This window comes from Microbacterium wangchenii (assembly GCF_004564355.1).
In the GTDB taxonomy this organism is placed as follows: domain Bacteria; phylum Actinomycetota; class Actinomycetes; order Actinomycetales; family Microbacteriaceae; genus Microbacterium; species Microbacterium wangchenii.
The window spans coordinates 414,403-440,706 of the sequence record NZ_CP038266.1; the positions used below are offsets into that span (position 1 = coordinate 414,403).

The window sequence follows — 26,304 nt, forward strand, 5'->3', positions numbered from 1 at the left end:
GATGAGCGCCCCAGACGATCAGTGCGGAGTGAACGTCGTCCTCGCCCTCGTCGGCTCGAAGTGGAAGCCGACGATCCTGTGGCGCCTCGCCGAGGGCGACCACCGGTTCGCCGAGCTGCGCCGCTCGGTGGGCGCCGTCTCGGAGAAGGTGCTCGCCGAACAGCTCCGTGAGTTGGAGCGGGATGGGCTCGTCTCGCGCACCGAGTACGATGGCTTCCCGCGCCGGGTGGAGTACCGGCTCACCGGTGCCGGCCGAGAACTCGACGCGATGCTCGAGCCCGTGGGCGAGTGGGGGCACCGTTTCGCGGCGTCGCCACAGCCGCAGGCCGCGGGAGCCGGCGGCGCATGAGCGCGCCCGCCGGCGACCTGTCGCTGCCCCGCGTCGACGTGAACTCCGTACGCGTGGCCGCGTCGGCCGAACGCGTGTGGGACACGCTCATCGAGAGCATCCCCGCCGGGCTGGCGTTCCCCTCGCCGTTCCTCCGCCTCATCGGCGCGGATCCCGCCGCCCCTGCGGGGGCCCTCCCCGAAGCCGGGGCCGCCATCCCCGGCTTCGCCGTCGCCGACGTGCTGCCTCGGCGACGCCTCACCCTCGTCGGTCGCCACCACTTCTCGCGGTACGAGCTGCTGTTCACGGTCGAACGGGCACCTCTCGGCGCGATGCTCTCCGCGTACACGAGGGCCGAGTTCCCTGGACTCCTGGGATGGGGCTACCGGCTCCTGGTGATCCGCTCAGGCGCGCATCGGGTCATCACGCGGCGCTTCCTCCGAGGGATCGCCCGCAGGGCCGTCCGCGCGCCTCGGGCCTGACGCTCGGGCGGCCGAACGGCGCTGCGTGGTCAGATCGCGAAGCAGAAGACGAACGTCGCCACGCAGATGGCGAGCATCCCCAGCGCGTTCAGGTAGAAGTCCCGCCCGAGATAGCGTGCGCGGATGTGCATGGTCGCTGCGACGAGGAAGTAGAGCACCAGTGCGCCGGAGGTGACAGCCCCGAGGTAGGGGATCCAGATCCCGGCGATGAGGCCCGCGGCGGCGGCGAACTTGATCGGCGGCATCAGCCACCAGTACCGGCGCGGCCACTTCACGCCTTCGAAGCAGCGGGCGATGAAGCCGGCCGGTCGGAGGCACAGGAGGCCATCGACCAGTTGGATCGCGGCCAGCACGATGACCGGCCACACCGGATCAGGCAGAGACCACATGACAGTCCTTCCGTCGAGTTGCCCTACCATACCGTATGGTACGGAGCGGCGACAGGGCAGACGCGGTCTCGGTCGATGCGCCGTCCCCGCCGCATCCGCCGTCACCCCTGGGGAGCAGGGCCCGGTGCGTCGGGAACGAGCGGCAGCAGCAACTCGAACACGCCCTGAAGCTCTTCCGCGCCGACCGGCGGCATCGCCATGGCCCCGCCGACTGCGACCAGGTACGGCAGCAGCGCGGCGGCGTGCGCCTGCGCATCGCTGTGCACCAGCGGACGCCACACGCTCTGCAGTGCGCGGACGCGTGCCTCGTCGACGCGCGCCTGAACGGTGCGCGCCTCCGCATCGGTGGTCGCCCAGGCGCGCACCGCGACTTCCAGCTGCGGGCGATACAGGCCCGCATCGTGCGGTTGGATGAGCGCGGTGAGCCGCGCGAGGATCTCGCGCGGCCCGGCGTCGGCGTCCGAGTCGCCCTGTCCGGCGATGGCATCGTCCAGTGCGTCGATGCACAGGTGCTCGAAGCACTCGAGCACGGCACGCTTGTAGGCCTCGGCGCCATCGAAGTGGTGGTGGAACGAGCCCTTCGACAACCCGATGCGCGCCGCGACCCGATCGATGCGCAGCCCCGCGGCGCCCTCCTCTGCGAGGACGCGCAGGCCCTCGTCCAACCAGCGATCCCGTGCAGCGCTCATCGGCTGACCGTACCATCCGGTACGGCACGGAGGAGCCGTATGGCCGCCGGACGTTCATCCACTGCCAACCTCGGCCGGGTCGACACCGGACGCTATCGCAGCGCATGAGTGCGCGGTTAGCATGCCCGCCATGACACGACCCGACCGCCCGCACGGCGTGGGCGCCGCGACCGCGACCGCGACGCCGAGGGTCACCGCCTTCGGTTGGACTCCGCTGATGCAGGCGGCGTGGAATTCCGTCCGCGCCGAGGAGGAGGAGGCCATCTTCCACCACAGCGTCCGGGTCTACCTCCTCGCGCTGGCACAGGCCCCCGAGATCGGCGCGCGCCCGGACCCCGAGGCCCTGTTCCTGGCCTGCATCTTCCACGACTACGGAACCGCCCCCGACGAACCGGGTCCGGAGCGGTTCGAGGTCGAGGGAGCGGATGCCGCAGCCCGGTTCCTCACGGAGGCCGGCTGGGACGCCGCGCGCATCGACGAGGTGTGGCAGGCCATCGCCCTGCACACCACGCCCGGCATCGCCGAACGGAGGGGACCGATCCCCCTTCTCACGCGGCTGGGCGTGCGGGCCGACTTCGGCGGAGGCACCGTCTCTCCGGCGATCAGGCGCGACGTCGAACACGAGTATCCGCGCCTGGAGATCGAGCGCGTGCTGGCCGACGCCGTCGTGCGCCAGGCCTTGGACCGACCGGAGAAGGCACCCTCCGGCTCGTGGGCCGGGGCGATGAGAGCGGCCTTCCTGGCCGATCCCACTCGCCCCGGCCTGAACCCTGCCTTCTGACCGGCCCGCACCCATGGACATCCCCGGCGCCGCGCTCCTGTGCGTCCTCGCGGTCCTCGGCGCCGGCCTGCAGCGGATCTCCGGCATGGGATTCGCCCTGACCGTGGCCCCCTTCGCTGTCGTCGTGGCAGGACCGGGGGGCGGAATCGCCGTCGTCAACGCGTGCTCGGCCCTGTTGGCGGCGGTGCTCACGGTGCACCTGCGGCAGAGCATCGACCTGCGCCGGGCGGCGGTGCTCACGTGCTTCGGGATCGTGGGCGTCGGTGCCGGGGCCCTGATGGCACGCGTCGTCCCGGGCGCGTGGCTAGAGATCGTCATCGGCGTGCTGGTGATCGCGTCGATCCTGCTGGTCAGCCGTCCCCGGCTGCCGGGGGCGCGAACCCGCGGCGGCGGAACGGTCGGCGCGGGCCTTGCCAGCGGCTTCATGAGCGTGACCGCCGGGATCAGCGGTCCGCCGCTGGCGCTCTACGCCGTCGCCACTGGGTGGGAGCCGCAGCGCTTCGCCGCGACCGTTCAGCCCGTCTTCCTCGTGCTGGGCGCCACGTCGTTCGCCACGAAGGTGCTCGTTCCCCGCGGCGCTCTGGACGGATCGGTGAACGGGATGCTGCTGGCAGCCGTCGCCGCCGCCGCCCTGTGCGGCGCCGCCCTGGCCGGGACGCTGGCGCGCATCATCCGCGCCGCCGTGGCCCGCCGCATCCTGCTCCTCGTGAGTGCCGTGGGTGGCCTGCTGGTGCTCGGGCGCGGCGCTGGGGACCTGCTGTCCTGAGGCCCGGAGACGTCCCTCGGAGCGGTTGCCCCGTCACGCCGGCGCACGTCGGGAGGCGGCGAGCCAGGCCGCCAAGCCCAGCAGGATCGCTCCGCAGACGCGTTCGATCCACACCGCCCCGCGCCGCTTGAGCAGACGGATCGCCTGCGCGCCGAGAAGCGCGTAGCCGAGCATGATGGCGAAATCGAGCGCGCAGAACACGATCCCGATGAGCACGTACTGCCCGAGCGGGGGCGCGGTGGGAATGATGAACTGCGGCAGCAGCGCGCCGACGAACAGGTAGCCCTTGGGATTGGTCACCGCGACGAGGAAGCTCTTGAGGAAGAGCGCGTGCCGCGAACCGCGCGGATCGGCAGCCGGGTCGCCCTGGAGGAGGCTGCCTCGAGCGATCAGCATGCGGAAGCCGAGGAAGACGAGGTATGCGACGCCGATCCACTTCACGATCGAGAACGCGGTCTCGCTCGCGAGCAGGAGCGCTCCGAGCCCCACCCCGACCGCGACGACGAGGACGACGTCCGAGGCCACGGCCCCCAGCATCCCGAACATCGCACGGCGCGTGCCGTAACGCGAGCCGTTGGCCAGGGCCAGCAGGACCGTGGGTCCCGGGATGGCGATGGCCACCGTCGCCGCGACCACGAACGCGAGGAGAGTCGGGGCGTTCATGTGCACCGGCCTACCAGGCCGGGCCGCTCGCTGTCCACCGTCCGGTCCTCCTCAGTGCGTGGCATGACCGCCGGAGCCGACCCTGCCGCCGTCGCGGCTGGGCTCTCCGCGGGTCACGATGAACTGCGACATGAGCCCCTCGTCCTCGTGGAGGAGGAGGTGGCAGTGGATCATGTACGGTTGCTCGTCGTCGGCGTAGTCCTCGAACCGCATGATGATGCGGTACTGCCGGCGCGGCTCCAGGTAGATCGTGTCCTTCCAGCCGAGCAGCTCGGGCGGGGGCGGCGCGCCGTCGATGTCGAGCACCTGGAACTGCACGTCGTGCACGTGCCAGTTGTGCGGGAACAGGTCGCGGTTGGTGACCTCCCACACCTCGGTCGAGTCGACCTGCATCACCTCGTCGATGCGGTTCATGTCCATGCGCCGGCCGTTGATCTCGCGGTTCTGCACCTCGAAGCTGCGCTCGGTGTCCGCGTCGGCGGCGTCCAGTCGGGGGATGTCGGCGAACCGGTCGGCCAGCGGCGGCGATGCGGCGAGGGTCGGCGCCGCGCGCACGCGGAGGACATCGAACGTGTCCTCGCCGCCGTACGCGGAGGGCAGGACGACATCGCCCAGATCCGGCGGGAACGACTGGAGCATCGCCTCGGTGCCCGCCTCCACCGACACGACGATCTCCGCGCGCTCGCCGGGGGAGAGGCGGACGTGGTCGGTCTCGGAGGGGGCCTCCAGCAGCCCGCCGTCCGTGGCGACGAGGGCGAAGGGGCGGCGGTCTTCGAATCCGAAGTCGTACGTGCGGGCGCTCGATCCGTTCAGCAGCCGTAGCCGCACCCGCTCGGTGGTGGCGTCCAGGACGGCGCCCCAGGCTCCGTTGGTGAGGACGACGTCGCCGAGCAGACCCACTTCGTTCCCCTGCGCGTCGAGCTGGAACTGCCCGTCGTCGAGGAACTTCTTGTCCTGGACGATGACGGGGATGTCGTCGACGCCGTACTCGGAGGGCAGGCCGAAGTCCTGCTCCTCCGCGCTGTCGATGAGGAACATGCCCGCCAGCCCGCGCACCACGTGGTCCTCCGTACTGCCGTGGGGATGCGGGTGGTACCAGAGCGTCGCCGCCTCCTGATCGATGCGCCACGTCGGACGCCACTGAGTGCCCGGCTCCACCATCTGGTGCGGGCCGCCGTCCATCGCCGGTGGCAGGTGCATGCCGTGCCAGTGCACCGTGGTGGCCTCGGGAAGGTCGTTCTGCACCTCCACGGCCACCTCCTCGCCCTGCTGCGCCCGCAGGGTGGGTCCGAGGAAATCGTCGTTGAACCCCCACGTCGGAGTGGTGCGGTCATCGCGCAGGAGCTGCTGCGACCCCTCCTGGGCCGTCAGGGAGAACACGCGCACGCCGTCGACGACCTCGGATTCGGCCAGTGGGGGGATGGGCAGTGCCGTCTCGAACGACGGCGGCCCGTCCGGCACGAACGCGGGGCCGCTGGAGGGGAAGGAGGGGAGGACCGAGCACGCGGTGACCGTCGCCACAGCGGTGAGCACGGTCGCACCCGCCAGCAGCGCCGGGCCGAGGAGGCTGCGGCGGCGACGGGAAGCGGAGCGGGCAGGGCGGGTTCTCATGCGGCCACCGTAGGAACGCCCGCACGGCGGCGCGTCCGGGGAGGATCGACATGTGGCGTCGCCCGGCGTCTACATCCGCTCCCGCAGGGATGCGACGTAGCTCGAGGGCATGCCGACCTCCCGGAGGTAGCGTGCCGAGGCGGTGATGTCGCGTCGCTGGTACGGCGAGTCCAGCCGCCCGTCGTACCAATGCCGTGCCAGCCGCCACAGCGTGGGGATGTCCACGACGGTCTCGACCGGTACGCCCGACCTCGCGCTCCAGCTTTCCACGCACGCCGCCCCGCAGAAGGCGCGCTGCAGGCTGCAGGTGCGGATGACGTCGTCCCACGCCCTTGCGGCGGGGACGGGGAAGGCGACCACCTGATCCCCCGGCGGAGGTGCCTGCCGGTCGACGACCCACGCGTGTGCCGTGGCGCAGGCCGGGCACACCGTGGCCACCAGCGCGCGCGGCTCGCGGTCGACGAGCTGGGGGATCGCGAACGCGTCCCACGCGCAGCCACCCCACCACAGCGTGTGCGCACCCTTCACCGAGAAGCCGAAGTCGCGCGACGCGAACGGGTGCGCCAGGACGATGCGGCCTCGTTCCCGGACGATGTGGTGGGCGTTCTCGAGCACGCGGAGCCCTTCTTCCCGCCACTGTGCGGAGCGGCCGGTCGACGTGCGGAGCTCGTCGTCGTCCGGTGGGCGACCACGGGCGGCGAACGAGTCGTACACGGTGCGACGCAGCGCTTCGTGCTCGGGGCTCAGGGACACGGCTCCTCCTCGTGCCCGGAACCCTAGCCGCGGGGGCGCGGCCGGCGCCACGCCGTGGAGCGACACGTGCCATCGGCGGCCGTCGACATCGGGCCGGTGAGGTGTCGACCGTCGACGACTTCGGGCGGGAGCGGCGCGACGCTATCGTGTGCGCATTCCGCCGCACCCGGCGACGGAGGTCATGAGGGGAACGTCCGTGTCGTCACCGCTGCGCCCTCTCCGCGCCGTCGTGGCGGGCGCCGGCATCGCCGGCCTCGCCGCCGCGAATGCGCTCGTCGCCGACGGGTGGGAGGTCGAGGTGCTCGATCGGGCCCCCGCGCTTCCGCGCGGCGGGACGGCCCTGGGGATGTGGCCCGCCGCCATGGCGGTGCTGGACGGGCTGGGCGTCGGTGATCCGGTACGCAGTCACGCCGTCCAGGTGCGGGGTGGAGCGATCCTCGCGCCCGACGGGGCGAAGATGGGACGCATCCCCGCCACCCGGAGCGCGCACCTCGTCTCGCGCGCGCGGCTGCTGGAGACGCTGCACGACGCGCTGCCGGCGGGGACGGTGCGGTGGTCCAGGCCCGTGGAAGCCGGTGAGCACTTCCCCGGCGCCGATCTCGTGGTCGCCGCCGACGGCATCCACAGCCGGCTGAGATCCGGGCGCTGGGCGGATGCGGCGGCCCGGCCGCTGGGTACCGTCGCGTTCCGCGGAGTCGTGCCGGGGCACGTCGACACGGTGACCGAGACGTGGGGACGAGGCGCGATGTTCGGCATCACGCCGTCCAGCGACGCGATGGTGAACTGGTTCGCGTGCCTGCACCCCGACCTCGTCGACCCGGGGGCATCGAGCCCGACGGCGCTGCTTCGGACGGTCTTCGCATCGTGGCACGGGTCGATCGCGCGTGTCCTGTCCGCCATGGCCGACGACGCGGTCGACCGCCGCGACCTGTTCGATGTGCACGTGCCGGGACGGTTCGTGCGGGGAAACCTCGCCCTCGTCGGCGACGCCGCCCACGCGATGGCACCGAACCTCGGCCGCGGCGCGTGCGAATCGCTTCTGGACGTGTGGGCGCTGTCCCGGAGCATCGCCGCGGACGGCGTGGAGGCGGGGTTGCGGCGCTACGACCGGATGCGCCGCCGCCGCGTGCAGCGGATCGTGACGGCAGCGCGGCTGGTCAACCGCGTCGCCACGACGCAGCGGCTGCTGCCCGCGCGCACTCGCGCGGCCCGCCTGCTGCTGGCATGACGCTGATCCACCCCGTCCTCCGCCGCGGGCCTCGCGGCGGATGTCGCCCGGGGACGACACACGAGCGCCCCCGATCGCCCTACGATCGCAGCATGTCGCGCACCGCCGTCGACGTGCAGGACGCGGCCGCCCAGCCGGCGCCGTGGGTGCTCGACGTGCTCCTGGCAGCGGCGGTGACCCTCACGATCTCCCTCATCATCGCCTCGAACGCCGGGGGAGGTGCGTCCACGGGCTGGGCGTACCTGTGGGCGATCGGTCTGGGTGCCGTCCTGCTCCTGCGGCGGCAGCATCCCGTGCTGGTGGTCGTGGTCTCGGTGGTGGGGGTGCTGGCCTATCACGCGGCCGGGAACACCCCCATCGGGGTGGCGGTCCCCATCGCCGCGGCGGTCTTCTCCGCCGCGAGTCTCGGCTGGACGTGGGTGTCGGCCGCCGGGTCGGCGGCCATCCTCGTCGTCTCCGTGGGCTACCGGCTGGCGGAGGGGCAGGATCCCGCTTTCGTGGTGCTCTACGAGCTGCCGCGGGAGGCCATCCTGCTGGCCGGGGCGATCGCGTTCGGCTACAGCGTGCGCTCTCGGCGCCTGCTGCGGCGGCAGGCGGAGGAGATCGCACGGCTCACCGCGGAGCGCTACGCGCGCGCCGCCGACCAGCGCGTGATGGCCGAACGCCTCGCGCTCGCGCGGGATCTGCACGACACGGTCGGGCATTCGCTCACCGTCATCGGTCTGCACACGCAGGTCGCGCAGGAGGCGCTCCCCGCTGACGAGAGAGCCGTCGCGCGCGCCCTGCGGACGATCTCCGACACCACGGCCGACACGTTCGCCGACCTGCGCAGGACCGTCGCCGGCCTGCGCAGCGACGAACCCGCCGCGCGCTCGCCCCGCGCCCTTTCCGATCTGGAGACGGCGATCGCCCCGGCCCGGCAGGCGGGCCTGGAGGTGTCGGTGGCCGTGTCGGTGCCGACGAAGCTCGCGCCGGTCGTGGAGACGGCGATCTACCGCGTCGTGCAGGAGTCCATCACCAACGTCGTGCGCCATGCCGATGCGAGAGGAGTGGCCGTGGACATCCATGAAGAAGAAGAGGGACCCTCGGTGTCGGTCGCCGTCGTCGACGACGGCCGCGGGGAGCCCGGCGTTGCAGGCGCGCCGGGCAACGGCATCATCGGGATGCGCGAGCGGGTCGCCCTGCTGGGCGGGACGTTCACCGCGGGCCCGGAGGATTCCGGCTTCGCCGTCCGTGCGCGCATCCCGCTGGAGGTGACATCGTGACCTCGGTCGTGCTGGTCGATGACCAAGACCTGGTGCGCGCGGGGTTGCGAGCGCTGCTGACGCGGGATACCGGCATCGAGGTCGTGGCCGAGGCGGGCGACGGGCGGTCGGGCATCGAGGCGTCCGTGAGATACCGCCCCGACGTGGTCCTGATGGACCTGCGGATGCCGCGCATGGACGGCATCGCCGCCACCCGGGCGATCCGGGGCGACGAGCGCCTGGCCAGGACCCGCGTGGTCGTGCTCACGACCTTCGACGACGACGCCGACATCGTCGAGGCCATCAGGGCCGGGGCCAGCGGGTACCTGCTGAAGAACGCGCCCGCCGACGACCTGCGTGACGCCGTCGAGCGGGCGGGACGGGGGGAGTGGCTGCTGTCGCCCTCGGTGACGCAGCGCGTGATGAAGCTCGTCGCCGCGGGGCAGGCCGCCCCCAGCCCCGATCCACGGCTGGCGTTCCTCAGCGCGCGCGAGATCGACGTGCTCACGCGCATCGGGCACGGCGACACGAACGAGGAGATCGCCGCCGTGCTGCACCTGAGCCCGGCCACCGCACGCACCTACGTCAGCCGCATCCTCGCCAAGATGGGCGCGCGCGACCGGCCGGAGCTCGTCGTGATCGCCCATCGCTCGGGCCTCGTCCTCGACTAGAGCACGGCGGCTGCGGCGGAGCTGTCAGTGCGACGCCGGCCGCCGCAGGAACCAGCACGGGACGCCCAGGACGTTCTCCTCCGCCACCACGACGTAGCCGAATCCGGTGTAGAACGGCACCGCTTCCGGGCGGTCGGTCTCGAGGTAGCCCACCGCACCGACGGCGTCGAGGGCGGCGGTGTGCCGGAGCAGCAGGAGCGTTCCCAGGCCCTGCCGGCGCATGCCGGCGTCGACGGCGACCGGCCCGAGGTGCACGTGCGCCTCCTCCAGGTCATGTCCGGCCCAGGCCGACTGCCAGGCCACCAGGCGGGAGGCGGCCCGCGGCCCCATCCGCATCGCGGTGAGCGTCAGCCGCGCGCGCTCGCCGCCCGCCGGCCGGCATGATCCGGGCGGCGCCCATCCCGCGACGGCGACCAGATCGTCTCCGCGGAATGCTCCCTCCATCCGGAGCCGGCTCCGCGAGAGCATCGTCCGCATGATCGCGGCATGACGGCGCTCTCGCGCGCGCTCGCTGTTCCCGTAGACGACGCGATGGATGGGGTTGTCGGACATGCCGACACCGAGCAGCTCGGCGGCGCGGTCGGCGTCGCGTGGAACGAGCTCGCGAACCACGAGATAACGGTGCAACGCGGTCATGAGCCACCTCCGGGTGTCTGTGAGTTCTCGATTGTGGACAGCCGCGTGCGGGGGCACGGCCTGCCGGCGGCGACGGATGCGACGACGCCGGGCGAGGGCGGAGTCGTCCGGCGGCGACCTCCGCTGTCGCCGGAGGCTGCTATCGCGCCCGCCGGACCCGGGAGACATCCGGGATGTCGAGCGAAAGCGACTCCGGAACGCGCCTCCGGGCTGGTGACCGGGGGAGCGCGGCCTCCTACCGTGGCGCCATGCTCGATTCATCCCACACCGGTGCTCAACCGCCCCGCCGTGCCCCCCGCCCTCTCAGCTGGCTCGCCGTGCTCGGATTCGGCGCCCTCGCCCTCCTGTGGCCGCTGCTGCGGATCCTCGGCCTGGAATCGGCGCTGGGCGACCCGGTCGCCGGCATCCTCACCGCCGTGATCGTCCTGGCGGCGTGGATCCTCGGTGCCGGCTTCGGCGACGTCCCCCGTCCGGTGGCGACCCTGGCACTCTCCGGCGTCGTCTTCGCCGTGCTGCTCCTGCTCACGTCGCTCCTGCTCGGCCTGTGGCGCGGGGCCGGTGTCGCCCCGTTGGTCTTCGGCGTGGTCGTCGAAGCCGGCCTGTGGGGAGGGCTCGGCGCCCTCGCCGGACTCGCCGCCGCCGGCATCCAGCGGGTCCGGCGGCGCGGCGGTGCCCACCCGGCTTCCCCGCCGTCGCGGCGATGACGGGGCTGTCGTCCGAATGCGATGGTCGTTGTCGCCCGCGGCAGGGCGAGGGGCACCATCGGTTCCTCCTACCGTGACGCCATGACCCAGAACCCGCAGACCTCGCCCCCGGCCACGCGACGCAGCCCCTTCGGGATGCCGGTGCTCGCGCTCTTCGGCCTCGCCGCCCTCGCCCTCCCCCGGGTGATCCTCCACGACCTCCGCCTCATCGATCCCGGTGGCGTGCTCACGTGGATCCTCGCGATCGGGCCGATGATCGTCTGGATCGTCGTCGCCGTCGTCCGCCGGGTACCGAACCCGTTCCTGACGCTCCTGCTGGTGGGAGCCATCTACGGCGCGCTCTCGGTGATCATCCACCAGCTGCTGTGGGTGAACGCGTTCGCCGGGGATGTCCCCAGTGCCGGCGGGCCGGCCGGATCCGTCGTCGCCCGCGTGGCGGCCGTTCCCAGCGGCCTGATCACCGGCGCCGTCGTGGGCGCGATCACCGGGCTCATCGCGTGGGGCATCAGCGCGATCACCCGCAGCCGCGGGCGCTCCTGACAGCTCGGCTCAGCGGCTGCGCATTCCCCCTCGTCAGCCGCTGAGCCGGGCGCGCAGGGCCGCCAGCTCGGCGTCGGTGAGTCCGCCCTGCTGCAGGTAGGCGGCCGATCCGCCGCGCGCATCCACCCACGCCAGAGCCTTCTCGATCGCCTCGACCGGCGTGCCGGCGACCAGCTCACGGATCTGATCGGTCACGGGGACGCCGAGCGTCTGGACCATCGCGAACATCCGCTGTGCCCACGGCCCGTCCAGATGCTCCTGCGACGCGTGGTAATCGGCGACGACGGCCGCGCGCTCGACGCCGACGGCGTCCAGGATCAGCGCCGTTGCGATGCCGGTGCGGTCTTTGCCGGCCGTGCAGTGCACGAGCACCGCCGTGGGCGGGTCGACGGTGGCCGCGCTCACCACGCGCGCGAGTTCCGCGAACGTCGCGGCGCCGTGCTCGAGCATCTCGACGTACACGTCTCCGAGCGGCGGGATGAGCGCGAGCGCGGCCTCCGCGGTCGCCGCCAGCACTGCCGGGTCGGTGCCCGCCGCCACGGCCTCGGCCCCCTGCTGGGCGAGTCCGACCAGTGCCCCCTCGGTGACCGGCAGCTCAACGACCCGGAACGGCCGCGAGGCGGGCAGACGATCGGGCGCGAGCTCCCGTTCCAACGCCGTGCGCAGGTCGACGACGACGCCGATGTCCGTGGCCGCCAGCACCTCCAGCCCCGCCGGGGTCAGGTCGCTCAGCGCGTCCGAGCGGTAGAGCACGCCGAAGGGGGTCGCGCCCCCGCCGGCCAGCGGCATCCCGCCGGTGTCCCGGAAATTGAAGGTCCCCGCAAGCTCGCTGGTCATCGCGTCAGCCTAACGACCGCACCTGTGGGGGTCCCTGTCGGGCCGGGCTCAGGAAACGGCGAGGAGAATGGTGGGGGCGGCCGATGGGCGGTCGCCGTCAAGGAGATCCTGCATGCCCCAGGCCGGCGTCTCGCAGCCCGCTTCCGCGCGACACTCACTGAGCCTCGTCCCCCAGGGGACAGAGCCCTCGCTCGCGGCCGACACGTTCAAAGCGGCGTTCCGCACCCACCCCGCCGGGGTGGCCGTCGTGACGGCGGATCCCGGCGGGCGACCCGTCGCGATGACCGTCAGCTCGCTGGCTTCGGTGAGCACCGAGCCGCCGCTGCTGGTCTTCTCCGCCTCCGTGCTCTCCTCCAGCACGCCCGTGCTCGAAGACGCCGAGACGCTCGTCGTGCACCTGCTGACCGACGAGCAGCTGTGGCTGGCCAAGCTGGGCGCCGACAAGGGCGCCGACCGCTTCGCCGACGCATCCGCGTGGCAGCGACTGCCCACCGGTGAGCCGCTGTACCCATCCGCCTTCGCGTGGATCCGGGGACGCGTGGCGCACCGCCTCGAGGCGGGCAACTCCATCCTCTACGTCGTGCACGCCATCGAAGCGAGCGTGCCGGCGGATGCGGACCAGGCGGGTGACCCGCATCCGCTCGTCTACCACGACCGCACGTGGCACCGCCTGGGGCCGTGGTCCACGATCTGACGGGACCCGTGATCCGGCTACCATCGGCACGGTGACCAGCACGACAGCGCAGCGCACCCGGTGGGCGATCCTCGGGCCCGGAGCCATCAGCCGCGACTTCCTGGCGGGCCTGCACGCCTCCCGCTCCGGGATGCTCGCGGCGGTGGGGAGTTCGGACCGCGGACGTGCCGAGCGTTTCGCCGCCGAGGCCGGAGCCGCCTTCTCCGGGACGTACGACGAGGTGCTCGGGCGCCCCGAGATCGACGCCGTCTACGTCGGCACGGTCCACACGACCCACGCCGACCTCGCCGTCCGGGCACTGGAGGCGGGCAAGGCGGTGCTGTGCGAGAAGCCGGCGAGCCCCACCGCCGCCGAGGTCGACCGCATCCTCGCCGCGGCGGAAGCGGCGGACCGGCCGTTCGTGGAGGCGTACAAGAACCGGTTCGGCCCGTGGGCCGACGCGCTCCGCCAGGTGCTCGCGGACGGGGCGGTCGGTCGCCCCGTCCGGGTCGAGGCGGCATTCGGATTCGAGGCCGGTTCGCGCGGCGGCCGGCTGTTCGATCCGGCGCTCGCCGGTGGCGCGATCCTCGACGTCGGCTGCTATCCGGTGTCGCTGGCCGTCGAGGCGGCGTTCGCCTCGCGTGCCCTGGCCCCGGACGCCGTCGTGGTGGCAGACGCCGTCGGTGAACTCGTGGCCGGCGTCGACGGGGAGGCGCGGGCGCTCATCCGCTTCGGCGCGGTGGAGGGTGCGCTCGCCACGTCGATCGTTCGCGAGCTGCCCTCCTCCGCGGTCATCCACTGCACCGGAGGCTCCATCGAGCTGCCCGACGCGTGGGGCGGGCGGGCGGAGAGCCCGACGACCATCGTCGTGCGCCCCGCCGAGGCCGAGCCCACGGTCGTGACCGTTCAGGCCGTGCAGCCGATGGCGGCGGAGGCGGATGCCCTCAGCCGCGCCCTCGCCGAGGGTCGCCGCGAGGTGCCGGAGATGCCGTGGGCGCACACCCGCGCCGTGGCCGCCGCGCTCACGGCCTGGCGCTCGCGCATCGTCCCCTCCGCGCCCTGATCCGCCCGGGCGCCCCCGCGTTCGCGCCATTTCGGTGCATCCGCCACGCTTCAAAGCGGCGCGGATGCACGGAACAGGCGCGGACGTGGGACGTGCGCGTCCCGGCCGGCGGGCGCGCGGTTACGCTGGGACCTCGACGCCCGGTGGGGACCTCCCGCCGCGGGGGAGGAGGCCGCTGATGCCCGAGTTCGCTCATCGACGGACGGACGCACGGATCCGCCTCCTCGGCCGCGACGGCACCCCGCTCGCGGGAGCGGCGGTGACCGTCGCCCAGACCCGGCAGGCCTTCGGCTTCGGCAACATCGGCTTCGACTTCATCGACCCGATCGCCGGCCCCCCGCCGCAGGAGATCGCCGCGGCCACCGACCGCGGCGACGCGGAGCCCGAGGACACCGGTGCCGGGGTCGATGTGCTCGCCGACGCCTACCTCTCCCTCTTCAACGCCGTCACCCTGCCGTTCTACTGGCGCCTCTTCGAACCCGTGCGGGGCGTCACCGACGCCGCGCGGCTCCGGCGCACCGCGCAGTGGTTCCGCGACCGCGGCGTGAGGGTCAAGGGGCACCCCCTGGTGTGGCACACGCTCGCCCCGACGTGGCTGCTCGACCTCGACGACCGCGCCGTGGAGGAGGCCGTCCGCGAACGGATCCGCACCGTCGTGGCCGGATTCGCCGGCACCGTGGATCTGTGGGACGCCATCAACGAAGCCGTCATCCTGCCGGCGTTCACCGCGGAGGACAACGCCCTCACGCGCCTCGCGCAGCGGCACGGCCGGCTCGGGATGGTGCGGATGGCCTTCGAGGAGGCGCGGGCGGCCGGGCCCGACGCGCGCCTGGTCCTCAACGATTTCGACCTGTCTCCGGCCTACGAGCGGATCATCGACGAGAGCCTGGACGCCGGGGTGCCCATCGACGCGATCGGGCTGCAGACCCACATGCACCAGGGTTTCCGCGGCGAGGAGGAGATCGGCGACGTGCTCGACCGGTTCGCTCGCTTCGGCCTGCCGCTGCAGCTGACCGAGACGACGCTCGTGTCGGGCGACCTCATGCCGCCGCACATCGTCGACCTCAACGACTACGTCGTCGACCAGTGGCCGTCCACCCCGGCGGGCGAGGCGCGCCAGGCCGACGAGATCGTCCGCCACTACCGCACGGCCTTCGCCCATCCCGCCGTCGAGTCGGTCACCTACTGGGGGCTGACGGATGCCGGCGCGTGGCTGGGTGCCCCGGCGGGTCTCGTGCGGGCGGACGGGTCCCGGAAACCGGCGTACGACGCGCTGCACGACCTCATCCGCGGCCAGTGGTGGACTCCGCCGGAATCGGTCGCGGCCGACGCCGACGGAGTCGTGGCGGTGCGCGGGTTCGCCGGGACCTACCGGGTGACCGTGGATGCTGCCGGAGCCGAGGATGCTGCCGGAGCCGAGGATGCTGCCGGAGCCGACGTCGAGCTCCCGGCCGGCCCGTTCGTGGCCGATGCGGTGCTGGTGGAGCAGAGATGACCGCGGGCCGGCGGCGGAACTGGGCGGGAAACCTCGTCTACTCCGCGGCCGAGACGGTGTCGCCGACATCGGTCGAAGAGCTCGCCGCGGTGGTGTCGCGCGCCGCTCGTATCAAGCCCTTCGGCACACGCCACAGCTTCAACGCCGTGGCCGACACCGACGGCGTCGCCGTCTCGGTCGCCGCGCTCCCGCCGGAGGTGTCGATCGATCCCGATCGCGGCGTCGTCCGGGCCGCAGCCGGCCTGCGGTACGGCGACCTCGCCGCGCGGCTCGAGCGCGACGGGTGGGCGCTGGCCAACCTCGCCTCCCTCCCGCACATCTCCCTCGCGGGGGCCGTGGCCACCGGCACGCACGGATCGGGTGACACCGTGGGGTCGCTTGCGTCGGCCGTCGCCGCGGTCGAGCTCGTCACCGCCGGCGGCGCCCTCCGCACCTTTCGCCGCGGCGATCCCGATTTCCCCGGCGTGGTGGTGTCTCTCGGTGCACTCGGGGTCGTCACGACGCTCGAGCTCGACATCGTGCCGCGCTTCGACATCGCCCAGACGGTGTACGAGGAGCTCCCCCTGGATGCCGCGCTCACCGGGTTCAGCGCGATCACCGCCGCCGGATACAGCGTCTCGCTGTTCACGACCTGGCTCGACCCCGACGTCATCGACCAGGTGTGGGTCAAGCGCACCACCGAGACCGGACCCGCACCGGACACGCTGTCGGGTGCCCGCCGTGCGACGGTCAAGCGGCATCCGCTGCCCGGCGTCGACCCCGAGCACTGCACCGATCAGCTCGGCGTGCCGGGCCCCTGGCTCGCGCGGCTTCCGCACTTCAAGCTCGAGTACACCCCGTCCAGCGGCGATGAGCTGCAGACGGAGTACCTCGTCCCGCGACAGCATGCGGGCGACGCCCTGCGCGCTGTGCGGGCGCTGGCCGGCGAGATCGCGCCGCTCCTGCTGGTGTGCGAGGTGCGCACGGTCGCCGGCGACGACCTGTGGCTCTCACCGGCCCAGGGCGGCGGCGTCGTGGGCATCCACTTCACGTGGCAGCCGCGGCAGGCCGAGGTCGAGGCGGTCCTCCCCGACATCGCACGCGCCCTCGAGCCGTTCGCCGCGCGGCCGCACTGGGGCAAGGTGTTCGACGCGGATGCCGCGGCGCCCCGGCTGCCCGGCCTCTATCCGCAGTGGGACGACTTCCGCTCGCTGCGCCGCGCCCTCGATCCCTGCGGCGTCTTCGCGAACGCCTTCCTCGACCGCCTCGGGGTGTAGCGGGGCGGGACGGCGCGGATGCTCTGACCACGGTGCGGGTTTCCTGAGGCGGTCTTGAGGTTCGCCTGCTCGAGCGAGGACGAGGGTGTCCGAGACCCTGCGGCAACCCTGCGACGAGGCTGGCCATTACCCGGGCCGAACGTTGCGGCAGGGGTTCAAGACTGTAGATGTCGCAAGGGCAGCCGGTCCGGATCGGATCGGGAACAGGCCCGCGGCATCCACCCCTCATCTGCGGCCGACCGCCGCGAAGCAAAGGACATCCCATGAAGAAGTTCGTCAAGGCCTCGATCGCCACCGCCGCGGGCGTCACCCTCCTCCTCGGCGGCGCCGGCACCTTCGCCAGCTGGAACGCCTCCGCCACCACCGCGGGTGCGACCATCGCGTCGGGCAACATGGTCGTCGAAGACTCCGGCGTCGCCGGCGTCTGGACCGCGAACGGCAGCACCATCGACCTCGCCTCGTATGCCATCGCACCGGGCGACGTCCTCACCTACAGCAAGACCATGTCCGTCAGCGCCGAAGGCGACAGCATCCAGGCCACGCTCGGACTCACCGGCGGCTCGATCGCCGCGGCAGACGCCACCGACGCATCCGACCAGGCGCTCGCCGGGTACCTGCAGGAAGGCGCCACGCTCACCGCCTCCGGCGAGGGCATCAGCGGCACCGGCCCGACCTTCACCGTCGCTCCCGGCAGCGGCGTCGTGGACGAGGACGTGACCGTCACGGTCTCGATCGCCTTCCCCGCTGGCGACACCGCAGGCGGCAACAACGACGCCATGGGCGGCGCGGTGAACCTCAGCGACCTCACCGTCACACTGACGCAGAACACCAACTGACCCACCCCGCGGCTACGCCCCGGGCGCGAGCCCACCACACGGATGAGGACCAGGATGATTCGCCCCCGCCCACGCCCCGCGCGACGCGCGCAGCAGCAGCACCGCGCTTCGGCGCCGGTGCGGATGCTACTCGCCGCGCTCGGCACGGCGGGGGCGATCGTCCTGGGGATCGTCGCCGGCGGCGGAACGTTCGCCGCGTGGGCCAGCAGCGCCCCCGCTGCCGACGCGGTCACCGTGACCGCCGGATCTGCCGCGCTGTCGCTCACCCCCCTCGCCCTGAACGCCACCGACCTGTACCCCGGCAAGACCGTGTACGCCGCCACCACCGTCCGCAACGACGGCACGACGCCTCTGTCCCTGTCGGTGCAGGGCTCCTCGGCCGCGACGACGCCATTCACCTCGGCGCTCGTCGTCTCCGCCGGCCGCGGCACGGCGGCGGACTGCACGGCCGGTAAAGTGGCGCCCACGGTGACCACCCCCCTCGGATCCCCCGCCGACCTCGCCCAGACCCTGGCGCCGGGTGCCGCGGCGACCCTGTGCATCGGGGTGGGCCTGCCCGTCGCCGCACCCGCCGCGGCGGCCGGCGCTGCGGCCGGCGCCCTGTCCCTCACCGTCTCCGGATCCCAGGTGTCCCGATGACCCGCCGCCGGCTTCTCGTCCCGATCGTCGCGGTCGCGACGTTCGTCGCGCTGGCCAGCGGCGGAGCGGCCGCGGCCGCCTGGCTGGCGAGCGCCACCGTGACCGCGCAGGCGTCCTCCGCCACGGTCGCCACGACCCTCACGCAGGCCGGCGGCCTCACCACCACGTATCGGTACGCCGGCACGGCCTCCCAGACGGCCCGCGGAACGCTCGCGATCGCCAACACCGGCCGCGCACCCCTCACCTACACCCTCGCCAGCCAGTCCACCGGCAGTGCGGCCCTCGCTCAGAAGACCACGCTGCAGCTGTGGACGGGGACGTGCGGCACGACGGTCCCGAGCACGGGCGTCATCACGACGACCCTCGCCGATCCCGCCCCCGCGCTCCCCGCCGGCGCGCGCACGATCGCCCCGGGCGCCACCGTCACGGTATGCGTGGCCACGCGGATCTTCGGAACGGATGCGTCCGCCGCCAACGCCGCCCTGCAGGGGCAGAGCGTGACGGTCGCGTTCCGCGTGACCGGTGCCGTCGGGTCGCACTGGACGGCCACCGCCGAGTCCGCGCCGTTCACGCAGACCGCCTACCGCATCGACTCGGCCGCCGCGCCCTCGTGCACCGCGTCGCGCTGGGGAGAGGTCACCCTCGCCTGGACCGCCCCGGCCAACCGCGTCGCCGGCTCGCCCGTCACCTACCGCCTCTTCGACACCGCCTCCGGTGACACGGTCGACACCGTGACCGCCGACGCGGCGACGGCATCCGTTACCCTCGGCGGCTACGACCTGCCCCGCAACGGCACGTTCGCCCTCGCCATCGAGGCGCGGGATGCCACCTCGGGCACCACCGCCGCACCGAGCCAGCCGGTCTCGGTCATCCGCACGACGCCGTGGAACCTCGGCATCCTCTTCCCCTCCCTGCGCTGCTCATGACCCACACCACTCCCGATCCCGACTTCCGCCCGACCCGGCGCTCCCAGCGCGCGGCCGCACGCGAGGAAGCACGCAAGCACAGCCTGCTGCACTACCTCGGGGTGTCGCTCAGCGCGGCCGTCCTCATGCTGATGCTCGCGGTGGCCGCGGCCGTCATCGGCGTGCCGGCCCTCGTCGGCGGCAGCGCCATGACGGTGCTCACGCAGTCGATGGAGCCGCGGCTTCCGCCGGGCACCCTCGTGGTCATCCGGCCCACCGACCCCGAAGACATCCGCGTCGGCGACGTCGTCACCTATCAGATCCGCTCGGGGGAGGCCGCGGTCGTGAGCCACCGCGTCGTGTCCAAGACGTACGAGAACGGCGAACTGACCTTTCTCACCAAGGGCGACAACAATCCCGGCAACGATCCGGAGCCGGTGCACGCCGTGCAGATCCGCGGGACGCTCTGGTACAGCCTGCCGCTGCTGGGCTGGGTCAACAACGTCCTGAACGGCCCCAACCGCGTGATCGTCCTGGCCGTGGTGGCCGGCGGACTGTTCGTGTACGCCGCCGGCGTGTTCTTCACGTGGGTGCGCGGGCGGCGCCGCCTGGCCCGGGCGGAGCGCACCGAGGAAGACCCGGCGACCGCGATGTGACCCGGCGGATCGGCGCCTGGACCCGGCACCGCCGCATCCGTCAAGCCCCCGTGGCGCCGTCGGGCCCTCCGCCTAACATCGAACGCATGTCCGATTCGAACGACTCCGCAACGAACGACGACCGCGAGATGCTCGGCGCGACCGGGAATCCCGACAACTCCGCCGAGAAGGACCCGTCGACCTGGGTGACCGGCGACGAACCCATGACCGCGCCGCAGCGCAGCTACCTCGACACGCTCGCCCGCGAGGCGGGGGAGGAGATCCCCGCCGACATCAGCAAGGCGGAGGCCTCCGAGCAGATCGACCGCCTGCAGAACAAGACCGGTCGCGGCACGGAGTGAGCCCCGCGGGCGCCGTCGATGCCCAGCGCATCGACGCCGGTCTGGTGCGCGAGCTGCTCGCCGAGCAGTTCCCGCACTGGGTCGGCCTGCCCGTCCGCCCCGTCGCGGCGGGGGGCAACGACCACCGCATGTTCCGCCTCGGCGATGAGCTGAGCGTCCGGCTGCCCAGCACCCCCGGCTACGTGCCGCAGGTGGAGAAGGAGCAGACGTGGCTGCCGCAGCTGGCCGCCGCCGTGCCCCTGCCGATCCCGCACGTCCACGGGCGGGGGCGCCCGAGCCCCCTCTTCGCGGCACCGTGGTCGGTGTACGGGTGGATGCCGGGGACGCCGGCGGCGCAGGCTTCCATCGACGACCTCGAGCGGTTCGCCGCCGACCTCGCCGCCTTCCTGGTGGCCCTGCGCGCGGCCGATCCCGCGGGCGGGCCGGGGCCGGGGACGCACAGCGCCCACCGCGGCGGTCCGGTCGGGCACTGGGATCAGGAAGTCCGCGACATGCTCGACCGCGTGTCGGGTCGCGAACGGGCCCTCGCCGAAGGGATCTGGCGCGACGCCGTGGCGGCGGACGGCGAGGCCGGACCCGCGCGCTGGCTGCACGGCGACGTGGCCGCGGCGAACCTGCTGGTGCGCGATGGGCGACTGGCGGCCGTGGTCGACTTCGGATGCGCGGCCGTGGGCGATCCCGCGTGCGACACCGTGCCGGTGTGGACCTTCGTCTCCGGCTCCGCCGCAGCGGTGTTCCGGCGCGACCTCGCCCTCGACGACGCCACGTGGGCCCGCGGGCGCGGCTGGGCCCTGTGGAAGGGCCTCATCATGCTGACCAACACCGCGCCCGGCCAGGCCGACTTCGCCCGTCGCGTCCTCTCGAACCTGTTCGCCGAAGCCTGACCCGCCGCCGCCACGGCCCCGCGTCGGCGGAATGTTGCCGTGTGTGACGGGCGGAATGGGGAGGGAGGGGGTGCGCGGCCTAGCGTGGCGGGGCGGCCGTGACGCACCCGGGTCACGCCGCCCTGCTCAGCGAAAGAGGACGTCCATGCGCAATCCCCGCACCCTTCTCGCCGGAACCGCGGCGCTCGCGCTGCTGCTGACCGGATGCGCGTCCGCCCCATCCGGCGACGGCGGCGAGACCGCCGAGAAGACCACGATCACCGTCGGCTTCAACCCCGGCCCGTACCTGGAGATGTTCCAGGACGGCATCGTGCCTCTCCTCGAGGAGGAGGGCTACACCGTTGAGACGGTGGAGTTCACCGACGGCATCGTCACCAACGTCGCCGTGGACACGGGTGAGATCGACGCCAACATCATGCAGCACCCCGTCTACATGGAGTTCGTCAACGCCCAGGAGGGCCTGGACAACGCCGCCCTCGTGCAGATCCCGACCCCTCGGATGGGCCTGTTCGGCGGCAAGAAGGACTCCCTCGACGACGTCGCCGAGGGTTCGACCGTGACGGTGCCCAACTCGCCGTCGAATCTCTACCGCGGGCTGCTCATCCTGCGCGAGGCCGGATGGATCGACTTCGACGACGTCGAAGACCCCAACACTGCCGACCTGTCGATCATCACCGAAAACCCGTACGACCTGGACATCACCGACATCGAGAACGCCCAGCAGGTGCCGGCGCTGCAGGACGTGGACTACGCCACGATCCAGGGGAACTTCATCATCGCCGGCGGGCTCGACTACGACGACGCCTTGGCGGTGGAGGACCAGCCGGTGGAGTTCTCCAACGTCGTGACGGTGCGCGCCGCCGACGTCGACTCCGCCTGGGCCGAGGCGATCAAGGCCGCGTACGAGTCGCCGGAGTTCATCGAGTACATCACCTCCTCGCCCCAGTACGCGGGCTTCAACCTGCCCGCCTGGTTCGAATGAGCGGCGCCGGATCGGGGACGATCGTCTTCGACGACGTCTCCAAGACCTTCCCCGGGAGGGCCGCCGACACGGCGGCCCTCCGCGGCGTCTCCCTCGAAGTGGCCGAGGGCACCGTGTTCGGGGTCATCGGCTACAGCGGGGCCGGCAAGTCCACCCTCATCCGCATGGTCAACGGCCTCGAGCAGCCCACCACCGGCCGCGTCGTCGTCGACGGCGTCGACATCGGTGCGCTCCGCGGGCAGGGCCTGCGCGACGCGCAGAAGCACACCGGCATGATCTTCCAGCAGTTCAACCTCCTGGAGACCGTCCGGGTGCGCGACAACGTCGCGCTGCCGCTGCGACTGGACGGCGTGGGCAAGGCGCGGGCGCGGGCCCGCGCCGAGGAGGTGCTGGATTTCGTCGGGCTCGGCGACAAGGCCGACAGCTTCGCCGGTGAGCTCTCCGGCGGGCAGAAGCAGCGCGTCGGGATCGCCCGCGCACTCGTGCGCAACCCGCGCATCCTGCTCTCGGATGAGGCCACCAGCGCCCTGGACCCCACCACGACGGTGCAGATCATCGACCTCCTGCGCGACATCAACCGCGAATACGGCACCACGATCCTCGTCGTGACCCACGAGATGGACGTCATCAAAGACCTCGCCCACGAAGTGGCGGTCATGGCCGAGGGCCGCGTGGTGGAACGCGGCAGCGTGCTCGAGACGTTCCTGCATCCGCGCGCCGGCATCACGCGCGACTTCGTCTCCACCGTCGTGCCGCAGGGGCTGCCGCGCCGGGTCGTGGACCACCTCGGCAGCGAGGGCCTGTGGCGCCTGCTGCTGCTGGACGAGGAGGTGACGCAGCCGCTCGTGTCCGACCTCATCCGCGACCTGGACGTCTCGGTCAACATGCTCCACGCCGACATGACGGAGATCCAGGAGCACACCGTCGGGCAGATGATCCTCAAGGTCACCGGCGACCCGGCGCGCGTCGCGGCGGCGCGGGCCTACCTGTCCGAGCGCGTCGTCGACCTGAAGGACGTGATCGCGTGAACGGCGACCGCTGGACCCTCATCACCCCCGACATCTACCTCACCGCGCTCGCCGAGACGCTGCAGATGCTCGGCGTCGCGCTCGTGCTCGGGTCGATCCTCGGGATCGCGATCGGCACGGCACTCGCCCTCACCCGACCCGGCGGCGTGCTGCCGAACCGGGCCGTGAACCTCGTCCTGGGGATCGTGGTGAACATCGTCCGCTCGCTGCCGTTCATCATCCTGCTCGTGGCGATCCTCCCCTTCACCCGCTTCCTCGTGGGAACGAGCATCGGCGTGTGGGCGGCGATCGTGCCGCTGACGGTCATGATCGCGCCCTACATCGGCCGGCTCGTGGAGAACTCGCTGCTGGAGGTTCCCCGCGGGGTCATCGAGGCCGCGCGGGCGATGGGCGCCTCGCCGTTCCAGATCTTCTGGCGCTTCCTGCTGCCCGAGGCCCGCGGGTCCCTGATCCTCGCCGTCACGATCGCGACGGTGGGACTCATCGACGCCACCGCGATGGCCGGCACGGTGGGCGCCGGCGGCATCGGCGACCTGGCGCTGTCGTACGGCTACCAGCGCTACGACGGGTTCGCGATGGTCGTCACCGTCATCACGCTGATCGTGCTGGTGCAGGGCATCCAGATGATCGGGTCCTCGATCGCCCGGCGATTCCGGCGGCGCTGACGATGACCGAGTTCCGCGCCGCCGCCCGCGTCCAGGCCCTGCCGCCGAACTTCTGGGGTGGGATGGACCGCGAGATCGCGCGGTTGGCCGCGCTCCCCGGTCCCGAGATGATCGACGTCTCCAAGGGCAATCCGGACCTCCCCACGCCCGAGCACATCGTCGCGGCGATGCAGCGGGAGGTCGCCGACCCCGTCAACCACCGGTACCCCGCGTACGCGGGGCGCCCGGCGCTGCGCCGCGCGATCGCGCAGCGGTACCGCGACGATCACGGCGTCCACATCGACCCGGAGGCCGAGGTCGTGGTCTCGCACGGGTCGCATGAGGCGCTCCTGGCCGCCGTCATGGCCCTCGCCGATCCCGGCACGAACGTCGTTCTGCCCGACCCGGGGTACCCGCTCTACACCTCGGCGACGGGACTGGCCGGCGCTCGCACCGTGCCGCTGCCCCTTCCGCAGCCGCACTACCAGCCCGACTTCGACGCACTCGCGGGCGTCGCATCCGCCTCGGTGCTGCTGCTGAACTACCCGAACAACCCCACCGGCGCCCTCGCCACGCCCGCGACGTTCGAGGCCGCTGCCGCGTTCGCGCGGCGCACGGGGGCGGCGTTCATCCACGACTTCGCCTATTCCGCCTTGGGCTTCGACGGACGCCGTCCGCTGTCGGCGCTCGCCGTGGACCGCGGCCGCGACGTCACGGTGGAGGTCCAGACGCTGTCCAAGACGTACAGCATGGCCGGATGGCGCGTGGGGTTCGCCGCCGGGAACGCCTCCCTCATCGCGGCCATGGGCCGCTATCAGGCGCACGCCTTCAGCACGCTGTTCGGAGCGGCGCAGGAGGCCGCCGCGACGGCCCTGTCGGGCGATCAGACCGCCGCCGCGGAACTCGTGGCGATGTATCAGCGCCGGCGCGACGTCGTGGTCGCAGGACTGCGGCGCATCGGATGGGACGTGGCGACGCCGGACGGCTCGTTCTTCGTGTGGGTGCGGGTCCCCGGCGGCGGTGACGCCGTCGAGTTCGCCCGCCGGCTGCGGGAGGAGCAGCGCGTGGCCGTCGCGCCCGGCGACGGCTTCGGCGACCGCGGGCGGGGATTCATCCGGCTGGGCCTCGTGCGCGAGGAGGCGACGCTGGGTGAGCTCGTCGAGCGGCTGAACGCGTTCGCGTCAGGCCAGGGCGTCGCGTAGCGCCCACGCGTCGCGCACCGCGTTGCCGCCGAGATCGTTGTTGAAGTAGGCGTACACGTCGCGCCCCTGCGCGAGCCACTCGCGGATGCGGTCGGCCCACCACGCGATCGCCTCGCGGCCGTACGAGCCGTTGTACAGCGTGTCGTCGGGCCCGTGCAGGCGCACGTACACGAAGGAGGTGGTGGCGCGCAGCACGCACGGCAGCCCCGCACCGCTCATGACGCAGTAGGCGGCACCGTACTGCTCGAGGATCTGGAAGACCGCCTCATCCACCCACGACGGATGCCGCAGCTCCATGACGGGACGCGAGTCCGGCGGGAGCCCCTCGAGGAAGGACGTGAGCCGGGCGTCGTCGCGCTCGGCGCCCGGCGGCAGCTGCGCCAGGAACGGGCCGCGCGTGCCGCCCAGCGCCGCCAGGCCCGCCGCGATCCGCTCCTGCCACTCGGGGGTGAGCTGGAGGCTGCGGGCGTGCGTGACCCCGCGCGGCGCCTTCACGGCGAGCTCGAACCCGGGCGGCAGTCGTTCGCGCCACGCCACGAACCGCTCCGGCCGCGGCCACCGGTAGAAGCTCGTGTTCAGCTCCACCGTGTCGAACTCCCGGACGTACCGCGCGAGCTGGTCGCGTGTGCCCGGCTCGTACAGCACGCCGCGCCAGTGCGGGTAGCTCCACCCGGAGGTGCCGATCCAAGCCCGCGGTTCGCCCATGCCGCTCCTTCCCGCATCGACCCTCGCCGATCGCATCGGCGGGTCGCAGCGGGTTGACCCGGCGGCGGGGCGGCGCTATCGGCGCGGCAGCGACTGCGTGGCAGCGGTCAGGGCGGTGGCCTCGGCGAGGTAGCGCTGCTCGGCACGGTGCAATTCGTCGAGGAACTCCACCACGATCCGCCGCTCCTGAGCGCCCAGCCCGGCGGCCGCGGACGACACGGCCACGCTCCGTACCGCCAGGAGCCGCCGCGCGGGGGAGCCCGGAGGCACCGTCGCGCGGATGAGGACGCTCCGCCGGTCCTGCGGATGCGGCTGGCGCTCCACCCACCCCGCGTTCACGAGACGGTCGATGAGGGCGGTCGTCGCGGCGGAGGAGATCCCGAGGAGGTCGGACAGGCTGCGGGGCGTCGTCGTGGTGGTCCCGCTGGATTCCAGGTCGAGCAGGTGCCGCAGCACGGCGGCGTCGTTGGGTCCGATGCCGAGGGCCTGGAGGATGGCACGGTCGACGGACTTCTCGACGCTGACCAGATCGTCCAGCGCCTTCACGACGTTTCCCGCCGACGCGGTGTGCCTCACAACATCCCTCCCCGCCATTCAGCTTGAATAGCGAGATACTTCCGGTCGGAGCAAGTAGCCTGACAACCCTTCGATGGTACCCCCGCGTGGGCGGAGA

At 72.6% G+C, this 26,304-nt stretch carries 32 protein-coding genes; 23 read left to right on the forward strand and 9 right to left on the reverse strand.

The window, feature by feature from the left end; translation table 11 throughout:
* The first annotated feature begins 1 nt into the window (after position 1).
* Together E4K62_RS02010 and E4K62_RS02015 are read left to right on the forward strand one after the other, a co-directional pair.
* Entirely contained in the window at positions 2-349 is a 348-nt protein-coding gene (locus E4K62_RS02010) for a winged helix-turn-helix transcriptional regulator (protein WP_187270409.1), read from the forward strand.
* The gene (locus tag E4K62_RS02015; RefSeq protein ID WP_135063078.1) at positions 346-810 is read left to right on the forward strand and encodes a hypothetical protein; all 465 of its coding nucleotides are present in this window, start codon (positions 346-348) and stop codon (positions 808-810) included. The genes E4K62_RS02010 and E4K62_RS02015 overlap by 4 nt, the downstream gene beginning before the upstream one ends.
* A gap of 29 nt (positions 811-839) precedes the next feature.
* Here the strand turns inward: E4K62_RS02015 and E4K62_RS02020 are convergent, their stop codons facing one another.
* Together E4K62_RS02020 and E4K62_RS02025 are read right to left on the reverse strand one after the other, a co-directional pair.
* A complete protein-coding gene (locus E4K62_RS02020; protein ID WP_135063080.1) occupies positions 840-1,199 on the reverse strand; it encodes a DoxX family protein in 360 nt (119 codons plus the stop codon).
* A gap of 101 nt (positions 1,200-1,300) precedes the next feature.
* Entirely contained in the window at positions 1,301-1,888 is a 588-nt protein-coding gene (locus tag E4K62_RS02025) for a TetR family transcriptional regulator (protein WP_135063082.1), read from the reverse strand.
* Positions 1,889-2,018: 130 nt separating this feature from the next.
* Between E4K62_RS02025 and E4K62_RS02030 the strand changes: the two genes are divergently transcribed.
* Positions 2,019-2,669 carry an HD domain-containing protein gene (locus tag E4K62_RS02030; protein WP_167747703.1) on the forward strand — a complete coding sequence of 217 codons (651 nt, stop codon included), beginning with the start codon at positions 2,019-2,021 and terminating at the stop codon, positions 2,667-2,669.
* A gap of 13 nt (positions 2,670-2,682) precedes the next feature.
* Entirely contained in the window at positions 2,683-3,435 is a 753-nt protein-coding gene (locus tag E4K62_RS02035) for a sulfite exporter TauE/SafE family protein (RefSeq protein WP_135063086.1), read from the forward strand.
* A gap of 33 nt (positions 3,436-3,468) precedes the next feature.
* On the opposite strand, the gene E4K62_RS02040 is transcribed toward E4K62_RS02035, so the two are convergent.
* The 3 genes from E4K62_RS02040 to merB form a co-directional block, all read right to left on the reverse strand.
* Positions 3,469-4,098, reverse strand: a complete 630-nt coding sequence (locus E4K62_RS02040; protein ID WP_135063088.1) for a LysE family translocator — start codon at positions 4,096-4,098, stop codon at positions 3,469-3,471.
* Positions 4,099-4,149: 51 nt separating this feature from the next.
* The gene (locus E4K62_RS02045; protein WP_135063090.1) at positions 4,150-5,709 is read right to left on the reverse strand and encodes a multicopper oxidase family protein; all 1,560 of its coding nucleotides are present in this window, start codon (positions 5,707-5,709) and stop codon (positions 4,150-4,152) included.
* A 69-nt stretch (positions 5,710-5,778) separates the two neighbouring features.
* A complete protein-coding gene (gene merB, locus E4K62_RS02050) occupies positions 5,779-6,462 on the reverse strand; it encodes an organomercurial lyase (RefSeq protein WP_135063092.1) in 684 nt (227 codons plus the stop codon).
* Between the two features lie 196 nt (positions 6,463-6,658).
* On the opposite strand from merB, the gene E4K62_RS02055 reads away from it, so the two are divergent.
* The 3 genes from E4K62_RS02055 to E4K62_RS02065 all read left to right on the forward strand — a co-directional run bounded on the left by E4K62_RS02055 (position 6,659) and on the right by E4K62_RS02065 (position 9,605).
* Positions 6,659-7,690 carry an FAD-dependent monooxygenase gene (locus E4K62_RS02055; RefSeq protein WP_167747704.1) on the forward strand — a complete coding sequence of 344 codons (1,032 nt, stop codon included), beginning with the start codon at positions 6,659-6,661 and terminating at the stop codon, positions 7,688-7,690.
* 92 nt (positions 7,691-7,782) lie between these two features.
* Positions 7,783-8,955: a sensor histidine kinase gene (locus tag E4K62_RS02060; RefSeq protein ID WP_135116533.1), complete on the forward strand. Its 1,173-nt coding sequence runs from the start codon at positions 7,783-7,785 to the stop codon at positions 8,953-8,955.
* Positions 8,952-9,605, forward strand: coding sequence for a response regulator (locus E4K62_RS02065; RefSeq protein WP_135063098.1), 654 nt, complete (start codon positions 8,952-8,954; stop codon positions 9,603-9,605). The genes E4K62_RS02060 and E4K62_RS02065 overlap by 4 nt, the downstream gene beginning before the upstream one ends.
* Positions 9,606-9,629: 24 nt before the next feature.
* Here E4K62_RS02065 and E4K62_RS02070 read toward each other — a convergent pair whose 3' ends face one another.
* Positions 9,630-10,241, reverse strand: coding sequence for a GNAT family N-acetyltransferase (locus tag E4K62_RS02070; protein WP_167747705.1), 612 nt, complete (start codon positions 10,239-10,241; stop codon positions 9,630-9,632).
* Between the two features lie 248 nt (positions 10,242-10,489).
* Between E4K62_RS02070 and E4K62_RS02075 the strand changes: the two genes are divergently transcribed.
* Positions 10,490-10,945, forward strand: coding sequence for a hypothetical protein (locus E4K62_RS02075; protein ID WP_135063102.1), 456 nt, complete (start codon positions 10,490-10,492; stop codon positions 10,943-10,945).
* Positions 10,946-11,026: 81 nt separating this feature from the next.
* Positions 11,027-11,485: a hypothetical protein gene (locus tag E4K62_RS02080; RefSeq protein WP_135063104.1), complete on the forward strand. Its 459-nt coding sequence runs from the start codon at positions 11,027-11,029 to the stop codon at positions 11,483-11,485.
* A 33-nt stretch (positions 11,486-11,518) separates the two neighbouring features.
* Here E4K62_RS02080 and E4K62_RS02085 read toward each other — a convergent pair whose 3' ends face one another.
* On the reverse strand, positions 11,519-12,322 hold the full coding sequence (locus tag E4K62_RS02085; protein WP_135063106.1) for a tyrosine-protein phosphatase: 804 nt from the start codon (positions 12,320-12,322) through the stop codon (positions 11,519-11,521).
* A gap of 112 nt (positions 12,323-12,434) precedes the next feature.
* Here E4K62_RS02085 and E4K62_RS02090 point away from each other — a divergent pair, with 112 nt between their 5' ends.
* The 14 genes from E4K62_RS02090 to E4K62_RS02155 all read left to right on the forward strand — a co-directional run bounded on the left by E4K62_RS02090 (position 12,435) and on the right by E4K62_RS02155 (position 24,926).
* Positions 12,435-13,016 (forward strand): flavin reductase family protein, encoded by a 582-nt coding sequence (locus E4K62_RS02090; protein ID WP_135063108.1) that lies wholly within the window; start codon positions 12,435-12,437, stop codon positions 13,014-13,016.
* A gap of 31 nt (positions 13,017-13,047) precedes the next feature.
* Positions 13,048-14,058 (forward strand): Gfo/Idh/MocA family protein, encoded by a 1,011-nt coding sequence (locus E4K62_RS02095; RefSeq protein WP_240742782.1) that lies wholly within the window; start codon positions 13,048-13,050, stop codon positions 14,056-14,058.
* Between the two features lie 178 nt (positions 14,059-14,236).
* Complete coding sequence (locus E4K62_RS02100) at positions 14,237-15,553, forward strand: endo-1,4-beta-xylanase (protein WP_135063112.1); 1,317 nt, start codon at positions 14,237-14,239, stop codon at positions 15,551-15,553.
* Positions 15,550-16,809, forward strand: a complete 1,260-nt coding sequence (locus E4K62_RS02105; RefSeq protein ID WP_135063114.1) for a D-arabinono-1,4-lactone oxidase — start codon at positions 15,550-15,552, stop codon at positions 16,807-16,809. Before E4K62_RS02100 ends, E4K62_RS02105 begins: the two co-directional genes overlap by 4 nt.
* A 263-nt stretch (positions 16,810-17,072) precedes the next feature.
* Positions 17,073-17,645: an alternate-type signal peptide domain-containing protein gene (locus tag E4K62_RS02110; protein WP_167747706.1), complete on the forward strand. Its 573-nt coding sequence runs from the start codon at positions 17,073-17,075 to the stop codon at positions 17,643-17,645.
* A 54-nt stretch (positions 17,646-17,699) separates the two neighbouring features.
* Positions 17,700-18,284, forward strand: a complete 585-nt coding sequence (locus E4K62_RS02115; protein ID WP_135063118.1) for a hypothetical protein — start codon at positions 17,700-17,702, stop codon at positions 18,282-18,284.
* Positions 18,281-19,210 (forward strand): hypothetical protein, encoded by a 930-nt coding sequence (locus E4K62_RS02120; protein ID WP_135063120.1) that lies wholly within the window; start codon positions 18,281-18,283, stop codon positions 19,208-19,210. Before E4K62_RS02115 ends, E4K62_RS02120 begins: the two co-directional genes overlap by 4 nt.
* Positions 19,207-19,845, forward strand: a complete 639-nt coding sequence (locus tag E4K62_RS02125) for a signal peptidase I (protein WP_135063122.1) — start codon at positions 19,207-19,209, stop codon at positions 19,843-19,845. The genes E4K62_RS02120 and E4K62_RS02125 overlap by 4 nt, the downstream gene beginning before the upstream one ends.
* A gap of 86 nt (positions 19,846-19,931) precedes the next feature.
* Positions 19,932-20,186, forward strand: a complete 255-nt coding sequence (locus E4K62_RS02130; protein WP_135063124.1) for a DUF3072 domain-containing protein — start codon at positions 19,932-19,934, stop codon at positions 20,184-20,186.
* Complete coding sequence (locus tag E4K62_RS02135) at positions 20,183-21,070, forward strand: aminoglycoside phosphotransferase family protein (RefSeq protein WP_135063126.1); 888 nt, start codon at positions 20,183-20,185, stop codon at positions 21,068-21,070. The genes E4K62_RS02130 and E4K62_RS02135 overlap by 4 nt, the downstream gene beginning before the upstream one ends.
* 145 nt (positions 21,071-21,215) lie before the next feature.
* The gene (locus E4K62_RS02140; RefSeq protein ID WP_167747707.1) at positions 21,216-22,052 is read left to right on the forward strand and encodes a MetQ/NlpA family ABC transporter substrate-binding protein; all 837 of its coding nucleotides are present in this window, start codon (positions 21,216-21,218) and stop codon (positions 22,050-22,052) included.
* Positions 22,049-23,080, forward strand: coding sequence for a methionine ABC transporter ATP-binding protein (locus E4K62_RS02145; protein WP_135063130.1), 1,032 nt, complete (start codon positions 22,049-22,051; stop codon positions 23,078-23,080). The genes E4K62_RS02140 and E4K62_RS02145 overlap by 4 nt, the downstream gene beginning before the upstream one ends.
* Positions 23,077-23,745, forward strand: coding sequence for a methionine ABC transporter permease (locus tag E4K62_RS02150; RefSeq protein WP_240742783.1), 669 nt, complete (start codon positions 23,077-23,079; stop codon positions 23,743-23,745). Before E4K62_RS02145 ends, E4K62_RS02150 begins: the two co-directional genes overlap by 4 nt.
* A 2-nt stretch (positions 23,746-23,747) precedes the next feature.
* On the forward strand, positions 23,748-24,926 hold the full coding sequence (locus E4K62_RS02155; protein ID WP_135063132.1) for an aminotransferase class I/II-fold pyridoxal phosphate-dependent enzyme: 1,179 nt from the start codon (positions 23,748-23,750) through the stop codon (positions 24,924-24,926).
* Here the strand turns inward: E4K62_RS02155 and E4K62_RS02160 are convergent.
* On the reverse strand, positions 24,906-25,631 hold the full coding sequence (locus E4K62_RS02160) for a DUF72 domain-containing protein (RefSeq protein WP_135063134.1): 726 nt from the start codon (positions 25,629-25,631) through the stop codon (positions 24,906-24,908). The two genes, E4K62_RS02155 and E4K62_RS02160, sit on opposite strands and share 21 nt — an antisense overlap.
* Positions 25,632-25,706: 75 nt before the next feature.
* Positions 25,707-26,207, reverse strand: coding sequence for a MarR family winged helix-turn-helix transcriptional regulator (locus E4K62_RS02165; protein WP_167747708.1), 501 nt, complete (start codon positions 26,205-26,207; stop codon positions 25,707-25,709).
* Between the last annotated feature and the right edge of the window lie 97 nt (positions 26,208-26,304).

Excerpts from the sequence above, each read along its gene's own strand:
- E4K62_RS02010 (WP_187270409.1), top strand. The coding sequence starts at position 2 with ATGAGCGCCCCAGACGATCAGTGCGGAGTGAACGTCGTCCTCGCCCTC.
- E4K62_RS02015 (WP_135063078.1), top strand. The coding sequence starts at position 346 with ATGAGCGCGCCCGCCGGCGACCTGTCGCTGCCCCGCGTCGACGTGAAC.
- E4K62_RS02020 (WP_135063080.1), bottom strand. The coding sequence starts at position 1,199 with ATGTGGTCTCTGCCTGATCCGGTGTGGCCGGTCATCGTGCTGGCCGCG.
- E4K62_RS02025 (WP_135063082.1), bottom strand. The coding sequence starts at position 1,888 with ATGAGCGCTGCACGGGATCGCTGGTTGGACGAGGGCCTGCGCGTCCTC.
- E4K62_RS02030 (WP_167747703.1), top strand. The coding sequence starts at position 2,019 with ATGACACGACCCGACCGCCCGCACGGCGTGGGCGCCGCGACCGCGACC.
- E4K62_RS02035 (WP_135063086.1), top strand. The coding sequence starts at position 2,683 with ATGGACATCCCCGGCGCCGCGCTCCTGTGCGTCCTCGCGGTCCTCGGC.
- E4K62_RS02040 (WP_135063088.1), bottom strand. The coding sequence starts at position 4,098 with ATGAACGCCCCGACTCTCCTCGCGTTCGTGGTCGCGGCGACGGTGGCC.
- E4K62_RS02045 (WP_135063090.1), bottom strand. The coding sequence starts at position 5,709 with ATGAGAACCCGCCCTGCCCGCTCCGCTTCCCGTCGCCGCCGCAGCCTC.
- E4K62_RS02060 (WP_135116533.1), top strand. The coding sequence starts at position 7,783 with ATGTCGCGCACCGCCGTCGACGTGCAGGACGCGGCCGCCCAGCCGGCG.
- E4K62_RS02070 (WP_167747705.1), bottom strand. The coding sequence starts at position 10,241 with ATGACCGCGTTGCACCGTTATCTCGTGGTTCGCGAGCTCGTTCCACGC.
- E4K62_RS02075 (WP_135063102.1), top strand. The coding sequence starts at position 10,490 with ATGCTCGATTCATCCCACACCGGTGCTCAACCGCCCCGCCGTGCCCCC.
- E4K62_RS02080 (WP_135063104.1), top strand. The coding sequence starts at position 11,027 with ATGACCCAGAACCCGCAGACCTCGCCCCCGGCCACGCGACGCAGCCCC.
- E4K62_RS02085 (WP_135063106.1), bottom strand. The coding sequence starts at position 12,322 with ATGACCAGCGAGCTTGCGGGGACCTTCAATTTCCGGGACACCGGCGGG.
- E4K62_RS02090 (WP_135063108.1), top strand. The coding sequence starts at position 12,435 with ATGCCCCAGGCCGGCGTCTCGCAGCCCGCTTCCGCGCGACACTCACTG.
- E4K62_RS02100 (WP_135063112.1), top strand. The coding sequence starts at position 14,237 with ATGCCCGAGTTCGCTCATCGACGGACGGACGCACGGATCCGCCTCCTC.
- E4K62_RS02105 (WP_135063114.1), top strand. The coding sequence starts at position 15,550 with ATGACCGCGGGCCGGCGGCGGAACTGGGCGGGAAACCTCGTCTACTCC.
- E4K62_RS02110 (WP_167747706.1), top strand. The coding sequence starts at position 17,073 with ATGAAGAAGTTCGTCAAGGCCTCGATCGCCACCGCCGCGGGCGTCACC.
- E4K62_RS02115 (WP_135063118.1), top strand. The coding sequence starts at position 17,700 with ATGATTCGCCCCCGCCCACGCCCCGCGCGACGCGCGCAGCAGCAGCAC.
- E4K62_RS02120 (WP_135063120.1), top strand. The coding sequence starts at position 18,281 with ATGACCCGCCGCCGGCTTCTCGTCCCGATCGTCGCGGTCGCGACGTTC.
- E4K62_RS02125 (WP_135063122.1), top strand. The coding sequence starts at position 19,207 with ATGACCCACACCACTCCCGATCCCGACTTCCGCCCGACCCGGCGCTCC.
- E4K62_RS02130 (WP_135063124.1), top strand. The coding sequence starts at position 19,932 with ATGTCCGATTCGAACGACTCCGCAACGAACGACGACCGCGAGATGCTC.
- E4K62_RS02140 (WP_167747707.1), top strand. The coding sequence starts at position 21,216 with ATGCGCAATCCCCGCACCCTTCTCGCCGGAACCGCGGCGCTCGCGCTG.
- E4K62_RS02145 (WP_135063130.1), top strand. The coding sequence starts at position 22,049 with ATGAGCGGCGCCGGATCGGGGACGATCGTCTTCGACGACGTCTCCAAG.
- E4K62_RS02155 (WP_135063132.1), top strand. The coding sequence starts at position 23,748 with ATGACCGAGTTCCGCGCCGCCGCCCGCGTCCAGGCCCTGCCGCCGAAC.
- E4K62_RS02160 (WP_135063134.1), bottom strand. The coding sequence starts at position 25,631 with ATGGGCGAACCGCGGGCTTGGATCGGCACCTCCGGGTGGAGCTACCCG.